Here is a 15238-nt window from a genome sequence, read left to right as displayed (position 1 = left end):
GCTAATAGTCGACATCCAGCAGACTGCCCAATGGCAAGACCACCCCATTTTTGATCTGAAGCGCGTCATCGGTAACCGTCCAAACCGTCGTTTCCACCCGTTTTGGTCCGTCGATTGTCTGAAACGTAATGGTTGCCTTGGCTTTAAATTCATTACCTAACCGCTGAGCACCTTGCAGTTTGGGACGCAACTCCACTGAATGATCTGCCGACGCTTTTGCCAACCTATACTTCGGGATCTCTTCCTTAGGTATCAATTCTACAGCTGTCATCATGGCTAGTGATTTGGATAAACAATACTACTGAAATTGAACCAGAATAACAATGACTGGTTTGAAAAATTGCAGTTACATGATCACTTCCAGGCGCATTTTCATTATTTTGCACAATATTTTATTCATTGCAAATCGGCTTATGGTGTTTATAAGGACATTCATTATTATCATTTCCTGCCTGCTGGCCGTTTTGAACGGTTCAGCGCAAAAGGTCGACAGGGATCGCTTACTGAACGATATCAAAACTTTGTCATCCCGCGACTTTTCAGGCAGAAAGCCGGGTACGATGGGCCATCAGAAAGCCAGGACTTACCTTGCCGGGCGGTTTCAAGCGTTGGCACTGAAACCTTTCCAGGAAGGTTACCTTGACACCTTTGCCATGACCAATGGGCTCACCGGATACAACATTATCGGATACATACCCGGCAAACGCGAGGACGCCATCGTTATTTCAGGACACTACGACCACCTTGGCGAACGCAACGGTGCGATTTATTACGGGGCAGATGACAATGCCAGCGGTGCATCTGCTTTGCTCGCGTTGGCCGCCTATTTCAGCGGGCACCGACCCAACCATACCTTAATTTTTGCCGCCTTCGATGCCGAAGAAATGGGTTTACAAGGTGCACGGGCATTTGTCAGGGCACCGCCGATCCCGCTGGACAGGATTGTACTCAACGTCAACATGGATATGGTAAGCCGCAACGATAACAATGAACTTTACGCTTCAGGCACCTATCATTACCCTTTTCTCTCGCCTTTTATCAAAAGCGACAGCCGCTTCATCACCCTTAAGACGGGGCATGACCAACCCGGCAGCGGCCATGACGACTGGACAAAGCAGAGCGATCATGCAGCTTTCCATGAAGCAGGCATCCCATTTATCTATTTTGGTGTGGAAGATCATCCCGATTACCATACGCCACGGGATACTTACGAGCGTATCCAGCCGGATTTCTTTCATCATGCTGTCTTGGCGATACTGGACGTATTGGAGAATATCGACAAAGAAACCCTTCCGTCGCCCAAATTGGTTAGAAGCGGTTCTGCAGTAGGCGATTTGCCGTAAGCATCCCCGCTCTTGTGTACTTCCCCGCTTAGGTAGCCCAGGCCTTATCGCCTTTTTTATAGGGATAATCACCGTCGTACCGTCCGGGGATCTGAACGTAGCGCAATGCCTTGGTGGCTCCCAGCTCCGACGTAAAAAATCCAAGCAACGTCAGCTGCTTAAACAGGTGAAAATAATGGTCGGGGTCTTCGGCTGTTTTACTTTTTTGGTAATCCTTTGCCTCCTTATCGATCGCCGCCAGAAGCTCCGTACGTTCCGTAGCATTCAATTCCTGGAATTTCCGGCCGAATTTTTCATCAGCAGCATCTTCGAGTTTGCCAAGCCCGTCTACGAATGTCTTTTGCTCATTAGCTGTGTAACAATCTTTGACCATCACGGGGATAAATGCACCCACGCCGGCCTCTTTTGCACCCGGACTGCTTGTCGGCGGTAATATGGTGTCTGCCACATCCCCGAGAAAATCTACCATTTCCGGTTCAAAAAGGCCCTCCACATGCTTAGTGGCCTTGCGGGTACACCCTTCCAAAAATAGATTAGCACCAACAACCGCTCCGCCCATTATCCATGCAACCCTTGCCAAAGCTTCTCTTCTATTCATAATGTCATCTCGTTAATCGTTAAACTTGTCGTTATCAATGTCTATCCGGCTCCAATCGTGCAATGCACGTTACAAGTTGCCTTTCTTCAACTCGCTCACCGCAAAATCAACAGCACGAGCCGTCAATGCCATGTACGTGAGCGACGGATTCACACAGGCGGCAGACGTCATGCAAGCACCGTCCGTTACAAACACGTTAAGTGCATCCCATACTTGGTTGTTGCCATTCAGTACCGAGGTTTTCGGATCCCGGCCCATTCTTGCCGTACCCATTTCGTGGATGCCTTGCCCGAAGCCATATCCGTTGTCGTACGTATATACATCTTTCACTCCGGCCGCTTCCAACATTTCCTTACCATCCTCCATCATATCCTTACGCATTTTCAGCTCATTTTCCTTGATTTCCATATCCATGGCCAATACGGGCAATCCCCATTTGTCTTTAACATCCTTGTCCAGGAATATCCGATTTTCATGATAGGGCAATGTCTCGCCGAATGCGGTGAAGCCAACAGACCAGCTGCCCGGCTCGCACATGGCATCCTTCCATTCGCCACCGATACTCATTTCAGCAATCTCACCACTCCACCGGCCACGGCTCGCAGAGCCTTGATAACCAAAGCCGCGCACATAATCGCGCTTATCATTGCCGACATTCCGGAAGCGTGGTATATACAGACCATTGGCCCGCCGGCCGTAGTAATATTTATCTTCGTACCCTTCCACGCGTCCGCTGGCACCGCAGCGGAAATGGTGATCCATCGCATTGTGGCCGAGCTCGCCGCTGCTGCTGCCCAATCCGTCCGGCCAGATATCGGTTGCCGAGTTCATCAATATCCAAGTCGAGTTGAATGCGGATGCGCATACAAACACGATTTTAGCAAAATATTCATAGGTCTGATTGGTTTCAGCATCCAACACCTCTACCCCTTTTGCCTTTTTCGTATCCTTATCGTACAGAATCTTGGTCACAATCGAAAAAGGGCGCAATGTCAGGTTGCCGGTAGCCACCGCAGCGGGCAACGTAGATGACTGTGTGCTGAAATAAGCCCCAAAATTACAGCCCAACCAGCATTGATTCTGGTATTGGCAATTGACTCGCCCTTCATGCGGCACGGTAAGGTTTGCAACACGGCCAATGATAAAATGGCGCTGTCCTTTATAGTGGGCTTTGATGCGCGCGGCCATATCTTTTTCTACCACGTTCATTTCCATGGGCGGCAAAAAATCACCGTCCGGCAATACATCGAGGCCGTCGCGGTTGCCACTGATGCCGGCAAAGCGCTCGGCATAGCTGTACCAAGGAGCGATGTCCTTGTACCGGATTGGCCAGTCCACCCCATGGCCGTCCTTGAGGTTTGCTTCAAAATCCAAATCGCTGAACCGATAGCTTTGGCGACCCCACATCAACGAGCGTCCGCCCACGTGATAACCCCGGTACCAGTCGAAGCGTTTCACCTCAACATACGGGCTTTCCTTTTCGTTTACCCAAAAATCAAGGTTCTTTTCATTCAAGGGGTAATCCCGCCGTAATACGGGATAATCTTCAACCATTTGCTGTGTCCGTCCGCCGCGGTGCGGAAACTCCCACGGGTGCTTCGTTGCCGCATGGTAGTCTTTCACGTGCTCCACGTTGCGGCCACGCTCCAGCATGATGGTCTTTAATCCTTTTTGCGTTAACTCTTTTGCAGCCCAACCACCGCTAATCCCTGATCCGATGACAATCGCATCATATACATTATCTGCCATAGCTTGTTATATAGTTTTTGTTTTAGTTATGCGTTAGTTTATCCCCTGTAACGGGATTATATTATTGACGTTATTATTATCATTTTATTGTCTCAAGTGGTGAAAATTAGCCGTTTACCGTCGCTTTCTCATTCCTGAAAAACACCGCAAACAGGAACAGCACCACAGCGGCGATTCCCGCCGGCACCAACCAGACATTCTGCCAAAAGTGATCCCCGGTAGGATTGGTCTTGTAATATTCACTGACCAATCCGGCCACCCAAAAACCGATCAATTGCCCGACGCCATAGGTCGCCAGGGTAATTAAGCCCTGTGCCGAACTTTTGTATTTTTCCCCTGCCCGCGCATCTGTATAAATCTGGCCCGATACGAAGAAAAAATCGTAGCAGATACCATGCAGCGCAATGCCTATAATCAGCATATAAGCCAACTCGCCGGCGTTGCCATAGGCAAAGAGCAAATAACGCACAGCCCATGCCAACATACCGAGCATAATGGTGTTCTTGAATCCAAAGCGGCTAAAAAATACCGGCAACAGCAGCAGGAAGAATGCTTCCGAAATTTGGCCGATGGTCATTTTTCCTGTCGGGTTGGCTAATCCGATTTCCGAAAGGAACTGATTGGCATATTGGTAATAGAACGCCAAAGGGATGCATATCAGGATAGACGATATAAAGAACACGAGAAAGTTCTTGTTGCCAAGCAGTTTCAGCGCATTCAAACCCAGCATTTCGCTAATACTGCTACTTTCGGTAGTATCTCTTTTTACGGGGGGAGTTTTAGGAAGCGTAAAGCTGAACAGCCCCAGGACCAGTGAAGCGACAGCGGCCATCAAAAACGTATTTTTTAATAGGCCGGCACCGGTGTCCCATTTGAAGAGGTAGCTAATGGACAGGCCTGCCACTATCCAGCCGACCGTTCCGAAAACCCGTATTGTCGAAAATTCTTTTTCCGGATTTATCATTTGCCTGAACGATATCGCGTTGGCCAACGACAACGTAGGCATGTATAAGATCATATACGCTAGTACATACGGATAAAAGGCGCTCACATCCGGGGCATTGTACATTTGATACATCAAAAAAGCACCTATCAAATGCAATGTCCCGAAGATACGCTCTGCGTTAAAGTACTTGTCGGCAATCAGGCCGATGATAAATGGTGCGATAATCGCGCCGAGCGATTGGGTAGAAAACACATTAGCTTTCTCCAGTTCCGACGCATTGAGATTCTGGCTCAAGAACGTCCCCAATGTCACAAACCAAGCTCCCCAAATAAAAAATTCGAGGAACATCATAAAAGACAACTTAATTCTTATGCTTATGTTCATAATTGACTATGCACGACTGACGGAATGGTGAATCCGCAACGAATATGAGATATATTTATGAATACTACAACAAATTAACACTTATTAACCCAAAAAATTATCGACTTCGCGATAAGCAGCGATCAGCTTTACTTCGCCTTCCTTACCGCTCATTGATTTGCCGTGTTCCATACCAACCACGCCACGGTATCCCTTATCGTAAATGTGCTTAAACAAGTTTTTGTAATTGATCTCGCCTGTTGTAGGCTCCCGCCGACCGGGGTTATCTCCGGTCTGGAAATAAGCAATTTCATCCCAGCAGCGGTCGATATTGGCGATCAGGTCTCCCTCATTGCGTTGCATGTGGTATACATCGTATAGAATCTTGCAGGATGGGCTATTTACGCCTTTGCAGATGAGATATGTCTGGGTAGACGTCCGCAGGAAAAGATCAGGCGTATCGCTCAGGGGTTCCAACACCATCACGATGCCGTGGGGCTCCAATATCTCCGCACCGCGTCTCAATGCTTCGATAACATTGGCTGTCTGGATGTCCGGGGGCAGGTTTCTCGCGAAATCCCCCGGAACCACGGTCGTATACTTACCGCCGCACCGCTTAGCCAGTTCCACGGCCTGCCGGCATCCCTTTAGGAATATGTCTACATGCTCCTGCTTTCCCGCGGCCAACGTATTGGCACCATTCCCCCCTTTGTCCAGCACAAAAACCCCCATCGTCATGCCCAATTTCGCCAACAAGCTTCCGATACGTTCCTGCTCCTCCACAGGCCGGCCCGAAAACCCGTTGTCTTCGATGCTGCGAAAGCCTTGGTCATAGGCAAATTGGATTTGATCGAGGATGTTTTTCCCCGCATGGTTTTCAAATTGGCCTTGATGGGGCCCATAATTGAGGTTGAAGGGTTTGTTTTCCTGTTTTGGAGCGCCATTCGGTGTATGTCCAAAAGCATGTAAAGCCCCACTGCCCGCTACGGCACCGGTAGCCAAGAGGGAATTGCGAATAAATTGACTTCTCTTCATTGTATTAAATAGATTATACGATTTGTTAATAGCTGGATAACAACCTATTGAATCCAGCACTTGACGTATCCCGAACGAACCCGGATGCATCTCGATAAACGACCAGCACGTCCAAGTCCTCCCGTTGGTTGACAAATGCAACAGCCTCGTCAGCTTTCATGGCCATAATTACATTGTCATATCCATCCGCAGTGACTGCATTTTTTGCATAGATAGTGGCACTGATAATCTCGGTATCGAAGGGGTAACCTGTTTTTGGATTGATGTGGTGTGATACCCTACGTTCGCTGTCCTGTAAAAACTTACGGTAACTGCCTGCCGTGGTGACTGCCCCTTCCCGCACTTCCATCACGTCTTCGATCACCACCTGCTCCATGCCCTTACCTGACGGCCGTTCAATGCCGATACGCATCGGCGTGCCATCCGGCTTGGGCCCTTTAACGCGCAATTCGCCCCCCAGTTCTACGAGGTATTGGACTATTCCTTTGCTTTCCAAGTGGTCGGCCAGTACATCTACGCTGTATCCTTGCGCTATGCCATTCACATCAAGTTGTACACATAGGCACTGTTTCTCCAGCTTACCGCCCAGTAAGCGGATTTTGTCCATCCCTACACAGGCCAATGCCTGGTTCACCTCGGTACTATCGGGAAATTTTGTTATCGCTGTTGGTCCGAACCCCCAAAGCTGCACCAATGGCGCCACCGTGATGTCGAATATGCCCTCGCTGTCGTGATGGATTTCAAATGAACGGGCGAGTACCTTGTAAAAATGTTCGTCAACGTCAAAGGTCCCGTCCTCACTCCCGTTGATCTCATTGATGAGCGAATAAGGGTTGTATAATGACATGGAACTGTCAATCGCGGCCAGAATGCTGTCAACCGCCGCCTTGGTGACCGAGCTATCCGTTGCATAATAGGTAACCATGTAGTCCGTACCTTGCGCATAGCCCGTGATGGTATATCGCGTTAGCCCGCCGTCAACAAAGCCGGCCGCCACGCACCAGCAAGCCGTTATTCCGGCCATTAACAGCTTTGACTGTTTTTTCACTATAAGACGACCGTTTGCCCAGGAATCGCATAAGGGTACATCCCGTTTTCGCCGGGCAATACCTTAGGAAGGGCATCCCATGCCAGGCGTTCCGGCATTAAATCGACGTTGGATTTCAGCGCATCCTCCCATTTGATGACCTGGCCCGAATACGTAGCCAGCCTGCCGATGATTCCCGTCAGTGTACTATATGCACCATATTCCGCATTGTCAAACCGATATTCACCCTTGCTTATGGCATCAAAGAATTCCACGTGTTCATGCTGGTAAGGGTTGGCATTCCCGCGTTTCGGATGGCTATAAAGCTCGTTGCCCTTGGCATCCCACAGAATAGCATCATTGCCCGCTGAGAGGTATACACGTCCCTTGGTACCCTGGAATGTCTCATCGACCCTGTTGGATGTGCCTTCGAAATGCCGGCATTGGCTGTATATCACCGAACCATCAGCATAGGTAAGCTCTACCGCATGGTTATCGTAGATTTCGCCGTATTCCTTGCCCGTCCGCCATGCGCGGCTGCCGGTGCCTTGTATAGACACCGGGTAGCTCCCTTTTACCCAGTTGGCAACATCGATATTATGCACGTGCTGTTCGACGATGTGGTCGCCACAGAGCCAATTGAAGTAGTACCAGTTGCGCATTTGATATTCCATTTCGGTTTGATTGGGTTGGCGGGGCCTCACCCATACGCCGCCACTGTTCCAGTACACCTGTCCGGACACAATATCGCCAAGCGCTCCATCCTGTATACGTTTAATAGCCTCCCGGTAGTTGGCTTGATAACGGCGCTGCAACCCCACGACAACGTTCAGTTTCTTCCGCTTGGCCTCTTCGGCAGCTGCGAGCACCCGGCGCACACCGGGGACGTCTGTAGCCACGGGCTTCTCCATAAACACATGCTTGCCGTGTTTGACAGCTTCTTCGAAATGTACAGGCCTGAAACCGGGCGACGTGGCCAGTATAACGACATCAGCAAACGGAATGGCCTTTTGATAGGCGTCAAAACCCACGAATTTCCGGTCTTCGGGGACATCCAACTTATCCGCATGGCGTTCCGACAACTTGGTATATGCTTCATCCAGCCTATCGCGAAACGCATCGGCCAGCGCTACTATCTTAATATTGGCCCCCGAAGCAATAGCATCGAAAGCGGCACCCGTTCCTCTGCCTCCGCAACCAATAACGGCTACCTTGATTACATCGTCTCCATGGGCGTATGCGCCCAATACGGGCATTCCACTAAGCAGGGCTCCGCCCGCCAGCAGTGCCGAACTTTTCAGAAATTCGCGGCGTTGTTCACCTATACGTTTTGTGCTCATCTGTTTTGTTTTAGATCTATATTAAGGTTCTCTTTTTTAATAATCCTGTATGGGCGCTTTATCGTAGTACGCCATGATTTCCGTTTCGGAAGGTGGGTTCAATGGTCTAACCAGTCTGATGCCGATAAAGGGTGCTTCCGGAAACCACCAATTACTTTTCGGTATCTGCGGGTCCAGCTGTTTCCATGACGGATCCGAAGGCAACCGGGATGCTGAGCGCAGATCACGGGCACTATCCTCAAAGGATCCCCCTCGGATGCTATGCGGATACAGTTGATCCGGTACAGCTACGGGGTTATCAGCGACAGTGCCATCAGACAACTGCTGATAGCGATCTTCGATGTATTGGTCATATGTCCATTCGGCTACATTGCCATGCATGTCATAGAGCCCCCATGCATTGGGCTTTTTCTGGCCTACGGGATGGGTTTTATTGTCGCTGTTTTCCTTATACCACGCATAATCCGATAAGGCCGCCGGGTCATCTCCAAAATAATATTCGGTACTGCTACCGGCCCGGCAGGCATATTCCCACTCGGCTTCCGTAGGCAGCCGGTAGAAAACCCCCGTGCGTATATAGAGCCACTTGCAGAACTGGATAGCATTATACTGTGTCATCGCAAGAGCCGGATGCCCCTCCTTCCCCATCCCGAAGGTCATATCCAGGTAGGGCTTAGTAGGCCGGGTCACTGCGTCTACCTCCGGCGCGACACGGCCACCGCTGCGGGCGAGCTCAAAATCCTTATAGACGAAGGGCTCGTATAGGTCCCAGGTCACTTCATAAGTCCCCATCCAAAACGAATCTACCCTCACGGGGTGCGGCGGTTGCTCATCCTTGTTTCCCATTGGACTACCCATCGTATACTCTCCGCCGGGAATGGGTTGCATCGGAAAACTCAGCGCAGTGCCTTCGATATGCTGGGTATACGGTTCAAACAGCTCCTGCGCCTGCGCAAGATTCAGCAATACTAGACTACAAATAAACAAAGACTTCACAAACATCTCAGCTATAATCAAAAATTGGTGGCTGAATTTAAAGTCTTTTTATTTAAATGCAAAATAGATCAAGTATTTTAACCGTGACACGTCACCAAGGCGAATAATTAGGAATAAAAAAAATCGCCCACATTGTGTCCTTATTACACTTATGGGCGATTCGTTATTGTGGAAAACTTTTCGTGGGTACCGTTCCCGGCGCAAGCTTAAAGTTTGCGTTTTACCTCCACTTGTTCGTAGGCTTCAATGATGTCGCCTACTTTGATATCGTTGAAATTCTGAATATTTAATCCGCATTCATAGCCGGCAGAGACCTCTTTCACATCATCTTTGAATCGTTTCAAGGACGCCAACTGACCTGTATACACCACCACACCATCACGGATAACACGTATACTGTGGTTACGATTAATTTTGCCATCAAGCACCATACAACCGGCGATGGTGCCTACCTTGCTAATCTTAAACGTTTCACGGATTTCCACGTTGGCCACTATCTTTTCCTCATATTTAGGCTCCAGCATGCCTTCCATGGCTGCTTTCACCTCTTCTATCGCATCATAGATAATAGAGTACAGTCGGATATCGATCTGTTCTTGCTCTGCCAGCTTACGGGCACTTGTAGATGGCCGTACTTGGAAGCCAATGATGATGGCATCCGAAGCAGACGCGAGCAATACATCCGATTCGGATATCTGGCCCACTGATTTATGGATGACATTGACCTGAATTTCTTCTGTCGATAGCTTCAGCAGCGAATCAGACAATGCCTCGATAGAACCGTCCACATCGCCCTTGACAATGACATTAAGCTCTTTGAAGTTTCCGATGGCCAATCGTCTGCCAATCTCGTCGAGCGTGATATGCTTCTGCGTACGTAATCCCTGTTCGCGTTGCAATTGCAGCCGCTTGTTCGCCACTTGCCTGGCCTCCACCTCGCTCTCCATTTCGTAGAACTTATCTCCGGCAGTGGGTGCGCCAGACATCCCCAATATCTGTACGGGAGTAGAAGGACCCGCTTCCGTGACCTTTTGACCACGTTCGTTGTGTAATGCTTTCACTTTGCCGCTGTGGGAACCAGCCAATATAGGAGCCCCCACCTTAAGCGTTCCGGACAGAATCAACACTGTTGTTACGATTCCTCTTCCTTTGTCGAGACTGGCTTCAATGACCGAACCGACGGCCCGTTTTTTAGGGTCGGCTTTCAATTCCAGCAGTTCAGCTTCAAGCAACACCTTTTCAAGCAAAAGATCGACATTTTGCCCGGTCTTGCCCGAAATCTCCTGGCACTGGTATTTGCCACCCCAATCCTCGACTAAAATATTCATATTGGAGAGCTGCTCGCGGATCCTATCCGTATTTGCGCCCGGCTTATCGATTTTCGTAAACGCAAATACAATCGGTACACCTGCGGCCTGTGCGTGGTTGATGGCTTCCCGGGTTTGCGGCATCACGCTATCGTCTGCCGCAATCACGATAATAGCAATATCGGTCACCTGCGCTCCACGCGCACGCATCGCAGTAAAGGCCTCGTGGCCCGGCGTATCCAAAAATGTAATTTTACGGCCGTCATCCAACTTCACCTCATAGGCGCCGATGTGCTGGGTAATTCCCCCTGCCTCCCCGGCAATCACATTGGATTTGCGGACATAATCGAGCAATGACGTCTTACCATGGTCTACGTGCCCCATAACAGTCACAATAGGCGCGCGGGGGACTAGATTTTCTGGATTGTCCGGTTCCTCAAGCTCGGTATTTTCCTCATCTTCAGGTTTGACAAACTCAATCTCATAGCCAAACTCATCAGCCACAATGGCAATGGTTTCGGCGTCCAGGCGCTGATTGATGGAAACAAAAAGCCCCAGGCTCATGCATGTAGCAATAATCTGAGTGACAGGCACGCCCATCATGTTGGCCAAATCATTAGCCGTCACGAACTCGGTCACCTTCAACACCTTAGACATCATTTCCTGCTCAAGTGCTGCCTCTTCGGCCGAATGAGCAATGTCATCCCGTTTTTGACGGCGGAGCTTTGCACGTTGCGCAAACTTACCGGACTTACCTGCACCGCTGAGGCGGGCAAGTGTTGCCTTAATTTGATCTTGTATTTCCTTTTCTGACGGTTCTTCCCGGCTTTCGGTGGCGTGCCGTGGTTTGCCTTTAAAGTCGTGGCGTCCCTTCGGCGCGGCGGTGCCGTGCTGCCCTTGTTGCCCTGGCGCGGCAGCCCCCGGGCGCTGGACTCCCGGTTTGTCTTTACGCTTCCGTTTGCGTTTATGGTCGTGCGCCGAAACGCCAGAAGTACTGGAGGAAGATGCGACCGGTTTTTCTCTCGGTTGGTGCGCCGTTAAATCAATTCGACCAACAACGTTGGGTCCCGTCAGGCGTTGGGCGCGAGCACGTATAACCTCATTTTGAGGCTCAGGTGCACGCTCTTTCGGCTGCGGCTTTTCCTCCGGCTCCCGGTTTTCCGGGACTTCGGGAGCAACCGGCTGGTCGATGACAGCCGGCGGCGTCTCTTCCTTGGCCTCCGGCTTGTGGTCGGGCTCCTGTTGAGCCGCCGGAATAGGCGTAGGCTCCTTCTCTGCCTGCGTGTCCGCAGGTGCCTCTTTCTCTTTCGTTTCTTTTTCCTCTTTGGGAGTCTCCTTCTGGTGCTTTCCGCCCCGGAAGTTGTCCAAATCAATTTTGCCGACGATCTTCATGCCGGGGATATGCGGCTTTTCAGTGGTCTTAACCGGATCCGGTTCTTTATCCTGCGCTTTTTCTTTGTCAGCCGGAGGCGTCTGACGCACCTCAGGTGTAAATGCACCCGTATTCTTAATCAGTATTTCTTCAGTATCCGTGTCTTTCTGTGGTTTTTGCACAACAGTTTCCGAAGGGGATTCTTCACGACGGATTTTGCCAATGATAATCTGATTGGCTTCTTCCTTCACAATTTTATCCCCCTGAAACTCACGCAAGAGAACATCGTAGGTTTCGCTATCCAATTTGGTTCCCGGTTTGGGCTCAATATCGTAGCCACTCTTGACCAAGAAATCAACAGCTGTACCTATACCAATGTTCAATTCCTTTGCTGCTTTCAGCAATGTTATGCTCTTACCTTCTGACATCTAATTTATTTACCTCTTATTTTTTGTGTTGATACAAAAATATATTTTTTTAAGCGTATATCGGCAAAGAATTAAAAAAGCACGACAAGCGGGTACATCGCCCGGTAGTCAATTATTCAAATTCAGCCTGCAACACCTGAATGATTTCGTGTATGGTGTTTTCCTCCAAATCAGTACGTCTCACCAAATCATCCACGGAAAGTGCCAGTACGGATTTGGCCGTATCCAGCCCCACGCGTTTTAGTTCATCGATGATCCAGCCATCGATTTCATCTGCGAATTCTTCGATATCCACATCCTCTTCGACCTCTTCTGCTTCGCGGTATACGTCTATTTCATAACCCGTCAGTTTGCCTGCAAGTTTGATGTTATGCCCTCCACGGCCTATCGCCAGTGATACTTGATCGGATTTGAGGTAGACTGCTGCCGTTTTGTGTTCGTCATCCAATTTTATCGAGCCAATGCGTGCGGGACTTAATGCCCGCTGGATGTAGAGTTGCGTATTGTTCGTATAATTGATGACATCGATGTTTTCGTTCCGCAACTCACGGACAATACCATGGATGCGGGAACCTTTCATGCCGACGCACGCACCTACCGGATCAATGCGGTCGTCATAGGATTCAACGGCTACTTTGGCACGCTCACCCGGTTCACGCACGATTTTGCGGATAGTGATTAAGCCATCAAAAATTTCGGGCACCTCCAACTCAAACAAGCGCTGCAAAAATTCGGGGGCGGTACGGGAGATAATAATCCTTGGATTGGCATTAACCATTTCAACCTTGTGTACCACGGCACGGATGGTATCGCCCTTTTTGAAATAGTCCGCCGGGATCTGTTCGGTTTTAGGCAAAATCAATTCGTTGCCATCATCATCCAGCACCAAGGTCTCTTTTTTCCAAATCTGATAAACTTCGCCGGTGATCAATTCACCTTCCCGGTCCTTGTATTTTTTAAATACCTCATCCTTCTCAAGTTCCAGGATTTTGGACACAAGCGTCTGGCGAGCCGCTAAAATCGCCCGGCGCCCAAAGCTCTCCAACGTTATTTCTTCGATATAGTCATCCCCGACTTCGAGATCGGGATCGTATTTACGGGCTTCCGCCAATTCGATTTCCAAATCGTCATCCTCTGAAAAACCGTCTTCGACCACCACCCGCGTACGCCAAATCTCCAAGTCACCATTATCCGGATTGACGATGACGTCACAATTTTCATCGGTACCGTATTTCCTACGAATCATGCTTCGGAAGACCTCTTCCAACACACTGATGACCGTAGGTCGGTCGATGTTTTTGAACTCTTTAAATTCTTGAAAAGAGTCAATCAAATTGATATTATTGCTCATTTTATTTAAATGAAATTAACACCTTTGCTGTTTTGATACTTTCAAAGGGGATACTGTTTTGCTGTTCGACTGCTTTCTTCCCTTTTTCTTTAATTTCTTCCATAATCACGATATACTCGTCAGCCACTTCCAGCAATTTCCCTTCCTTCTGCCCTCCGTCTTGTAGCTTTACCTGTATATTCCTCCCGACATTTTTCTGGTATTGCCTCACTGAAGTGAACGACGCATCGATACCCGGCGAAGAAACCTCAAGCCGATAAGCATGCGCGATTACATCTTCCTCCTCCAGATGGAAGCCTACATGCCGGCTAATAGCGGCACAATCCTGAATACTTACGCCCTGGTCACCGTCTACCAACACCTCAAGCTTGCCATTGGGATGCATCTTTATACTTACTATAAATAGGTCTTCCCTATCGGCAATCTTATCTTCAACCAATGCCTTTACCTTATTTTCTATTGAGTGCTCCACTTACAAAATAAACCATTAGCCATGAAAAAAGGGGACGATTTCCGTCCCCTCTTTTTCAAGATGATGCAAAGATAAGTAAAATGTTTTATAATTAAAAATCTGCTTATGCCAATGGGTATGCCCGGCCGTTAACGGTTATCCACGACTGTACTGATGGTCTTCTGCATCTGGGCCATCATGGCGGTGAGTGTTTCCATGGTAGGCTCTGGGCTCGGCTCAGGCAGTTGGGTACTGATATAGGCCTTGGCCTTCCATATTTCCAGAATATCCGCTGCCGGCACCCAATAGGGCTCATAGCTCTTATTATCAGAAACCAGCTTCAACCCTTTATCGTCTTTATATTTAAATGCGATGCGTTTATAGACAACCCCATCGTTCCGGGATATCACCACATAGGTCTGACCCGGTTTTACGTCGTTCCAATTTTCGAGGTATTCCGCTATCACGATACTTCCCGGCTGAAGGGGCAGCATCGAATCGCCCTTGATTTCAAAAGCCCGATAGGTCCCCTGCCTGAACATGGGTAAGCTGAACTTCGGCAGTTCAGCTATATATTCGGGATCCGCGTACCCGTTAAGATAACCCGCGCTGGCCTTGACCGGCACCAATTCAATGTTCTCTTTATCGCCACCATCCACTGTTATACTCAATACCCGCACGTTAGCTGCATTGCCACGGGGAGTGGGCCGCCATTTGTCGTTGATCGTGTCATTTGCCAGCTCGTCCATGGTCAACCCATAGAAGTCGGCAATTTTCTTTAGCAATTCATATTTGGGTTCCGCACGATTTTCCTCATATGCACCGACAGATGCGCGTTTGATACCCATCTCATCCGCAAACTGTTGCTGAGTAAGCCCCTTTTTCTTACGGAGGTATTTAAGATTGTTAGCAATGTTCGACATAAAAAGTAA

13 protein-coding genes are annotated in these 15238 nt (G+C 49.1%); 1 reads left to right on the top strand and 12 read right to left on the bottom strand.

The features are described 5' to 3' along the window. Position 1: 1 nt before the first annotated feature. Positions 2–274, bottom strand: coding sequence for a hypothetical protein (locus JHJ32_RS04870; RefSeq protein WP_233632477.1), 273 nt, complete (start codon positions 272–274; stop codon positions 2–4). Positions 275–413: 139 nt separating this feature from the next. On the opposite strand from JHJ32_RS04870, the gene JHJ32_RS04865 reads away from it, so the two are divergent. Further along, entirely contained in the window at positions 414–1343 is a 930-nt protein-coding gene (locus tag JHJ32_RS04865; protein WP_079718357.1) for a M28 family peptidase, read from the top strand. A 28-nt stretch (positions 1344–1371) separates the two neighbouring features. Here JHJ32_RS04865 and JHJ32_RS04860 read toward each other — a convergent pair whose 3' ends face one another. The 11 genes from JHJ32_RS04860 to JHJ32_RS04810 all read right to left on the bottom strand — a co-directional run bounded on the left by JHJ32_RS04860 (position 1372) and on the right by JHJ32_RS04810 (position 15229). After that, complete coding sequence (locus JHJ32_RS04860; protein WP_079718314.1) at positions 1372–1941, bottom strand: gluconate 2-dehydrogenase subunit 3 family protein; 570 nt, start codon at positions 1939–1941, stop codon at positions 1372–1374. 69 nt (positions 1942–2010) lie between these two features. Beyond that, entirely contained in the window at positions 2011–3690 is a 1680-nt protein-coding gene (locus tag JHJ32_RS04855) for a GMC oxidoreductase (protein WP_079718315.1), read from the bottom strand. A gap of 106 nt (positions 3691–3796) precedes the next feature. Beyond that, the gene (locus tag JHJ32_RS04850) at positions 3797–5020 is read right to left on the bottom strand and encodes an MFS transporter (protein ID WP_079718316.1); all 1224 of its coding nucleotides are present in this window, start codon (positions 5018–5020) and stop codon (positions 3797–3799) included. Between the two features lie 84 nt (positions 5021–5104). After that, positions 5105–6034 (bottom strand): hydroxypyruvate isomerase family protein, encoded by a 930-nt coding sequence (locus JHJ32_RS04845; RefSeq protein ID WP_079718317.1) that lies wholly within the window; start codon positions 6032–6034, stop codon positions 5105–5107. A gap of 25 nt (positions 6035–6059) precedes the next feature. Next, positions 6060–7058 carry an FAD:protein FMN transferase gene (locus JHJ32_RS04840; protein ID WP_079718358.1) on the bottom strand — a complete coding sequence of 333 codons (999 nt, stop codon included), beginning with the start codon at positions 7056–7058 and terminating at the stop codon, positions 6060–6062. A 23-nt stretch (positions 7059–7081) separates the two neighbouring features. After that, positions 7082–8401: a Gfo/Idh/MocA family protein gene (locus tag JHJ32_RS04835; RefSeq protein ID WP_200120163.1), complete on the bottom strand. Its 1320-nt coding sequence runs from the start codon at positions 8399–8401 to the stop codon at positions 7082–7084. A 36-nt stretch (positions 8402–8437) separates the two neighbouring features. Next, a complete protein-coding gene (locus JHJ32_RS04830; protein ID WP_370584473.1) occupies positions 8438–9367 on the bottom strand; it encodes a formylglycine-generating enzyme family protein in 930 nt (309 codons plus the stop codon). Positions 9368–9603: 236 nt separating this feature from the next. Next, a complete protein-coding gene (gene infB, locus JHJ32_RS04825) occupies positions 9604–12504 on the bottom strand; it encodes a translation initiation factor IF-2 (RefSeq protein WP_200120161.1) in 2901 nt (966 codons plus the stop codon). 112 nt (positions 12505–12616) lie between these two features. After that, positions 12617–13855, bottom strand: coding sequence for a transcription termination factor NusA (gene nusA, locus JHJ32_RS04820; RefSeq protein ID WP_079718321.1), 1239 nt, complete (start codon positions 13853–13855; stop codon positions 12617–12619). A 1-nt stretch (position 13856) separates the two neighbouring features. After that, entirely contained in the window at positions 13857–14327 is a 471-nt protein-coding gene (rimP, locus tag JHJ32_RS04815) for a ribosome assembly cofactor RimP (RefSeq protein WP_200120159.1), read from the bottom strand. A gap of 128 nt (positions 14328–14455) precedes the next feature. Further along, positions 14456–15229 carry a LexA family transcriptional regulator gene (locus JHJ32_RS04810; RefSeq protein WP_079718323.1) on the bottom strand — a complete coding sequence of 258 codons (774 nt, stop codon included), beginning with the start codon at positions 15227–15229 and terminating at the stop codon, positions 14456–14458. Positions 15230–15238 lie beyond the last annotated feature (9 nt).

The sequence above is a fragment of the Parapedobacter sp. ISTM3 genome, from assembly GCF_016533505.1.
Lineage (GTDB): Bacteria > Bacteroidota > Bacteroidia > Sphingobacteriales > Sphingobacteriaceae > Parapedobacter > Parapedobacter luteus.
This window is presented reverse-complemented; position numbering and strand designations above follow the sequence as displayed.

Bases quoted from the DNA above. Each gene is read 5' to 3' on its own strand.
- JHJ32_RS04870 (WP_233632477.1), bottom strand. From the start codon at position 274: ATGATGACAGCTGTAGAATTGATACCTAAGGAAGAGATCCCGAAGTAT.
- JHJ32_RS04865 (WP_079718357.1), top strand. From the start codon at position 414: ATGGTGTTTATAAGGACATTCATTATTATCATTTCCTGCCTGCTGGCC.
- JHJ32_RS04860 (WP_079718314.1), bottom strand. From the start codon at position 1,941: ATGAATAGAAGAGAAGCTTTGGCAAGGGTTGCATGGATAATGGGCGGA.
- JHJ32_RS04855 (WP_079718315.1), bottom strand. From the start codon at position 3,690: ATGGCAGATAATGTATATGATGCGATTGTCATCGGATCAGGGATTAGC.
- JHJ32_RS04850 (WP_079718316.1), bottom strand. From the start codon at position 5,020: ATGAACATAAGCATAAGAATTAAGTTGTCTTTTATGATGTTCCTCGAA.
- JHJ32_RS04845 (WP_079718317.1), bottom strand. From the start codon at position 6,034: ATGAAGAGAAGTCAATTTATTCGCAATTCCCTCTTGGCTACCGGTGCC.
- JHJ32_RS04840 (WP_079718358.1), bottom strand. From the start codon at position 7,058: ATGGCCGGAATAACGGCTTGCTGGTGCGTGGCGGCCGGCTTTGTTGAC.
- JHJ32_RS04835 (WP_200120163.1), bottom strand. From the start codon at position 8,401: ATGAGCACAAAACGTATAGGTGAACAACGCCGCGAATTTCTGAAAAGT.
- infB (WP_200120161.1), bottom strand. From the start codon at position 12,504: ATGTCAGAAGGTAAGAGCATAACATTGCTGAAAGCAGCAAAGGAATTG.
- nusA (WP_079718321.1), bottom strand. From the start codon at position 13,855: ATGAGCAATAATATCAATTTGATTGACTCTTTTCAAGAATTTAAAGAG.
- JHJ32_RS04810 (WP_079718323.1), bottom strand. From the start codon at position 15,229: ATGTCGAACATTGCTAACAATCTTAAATACCTCCGTAAGAAAAAGGGG.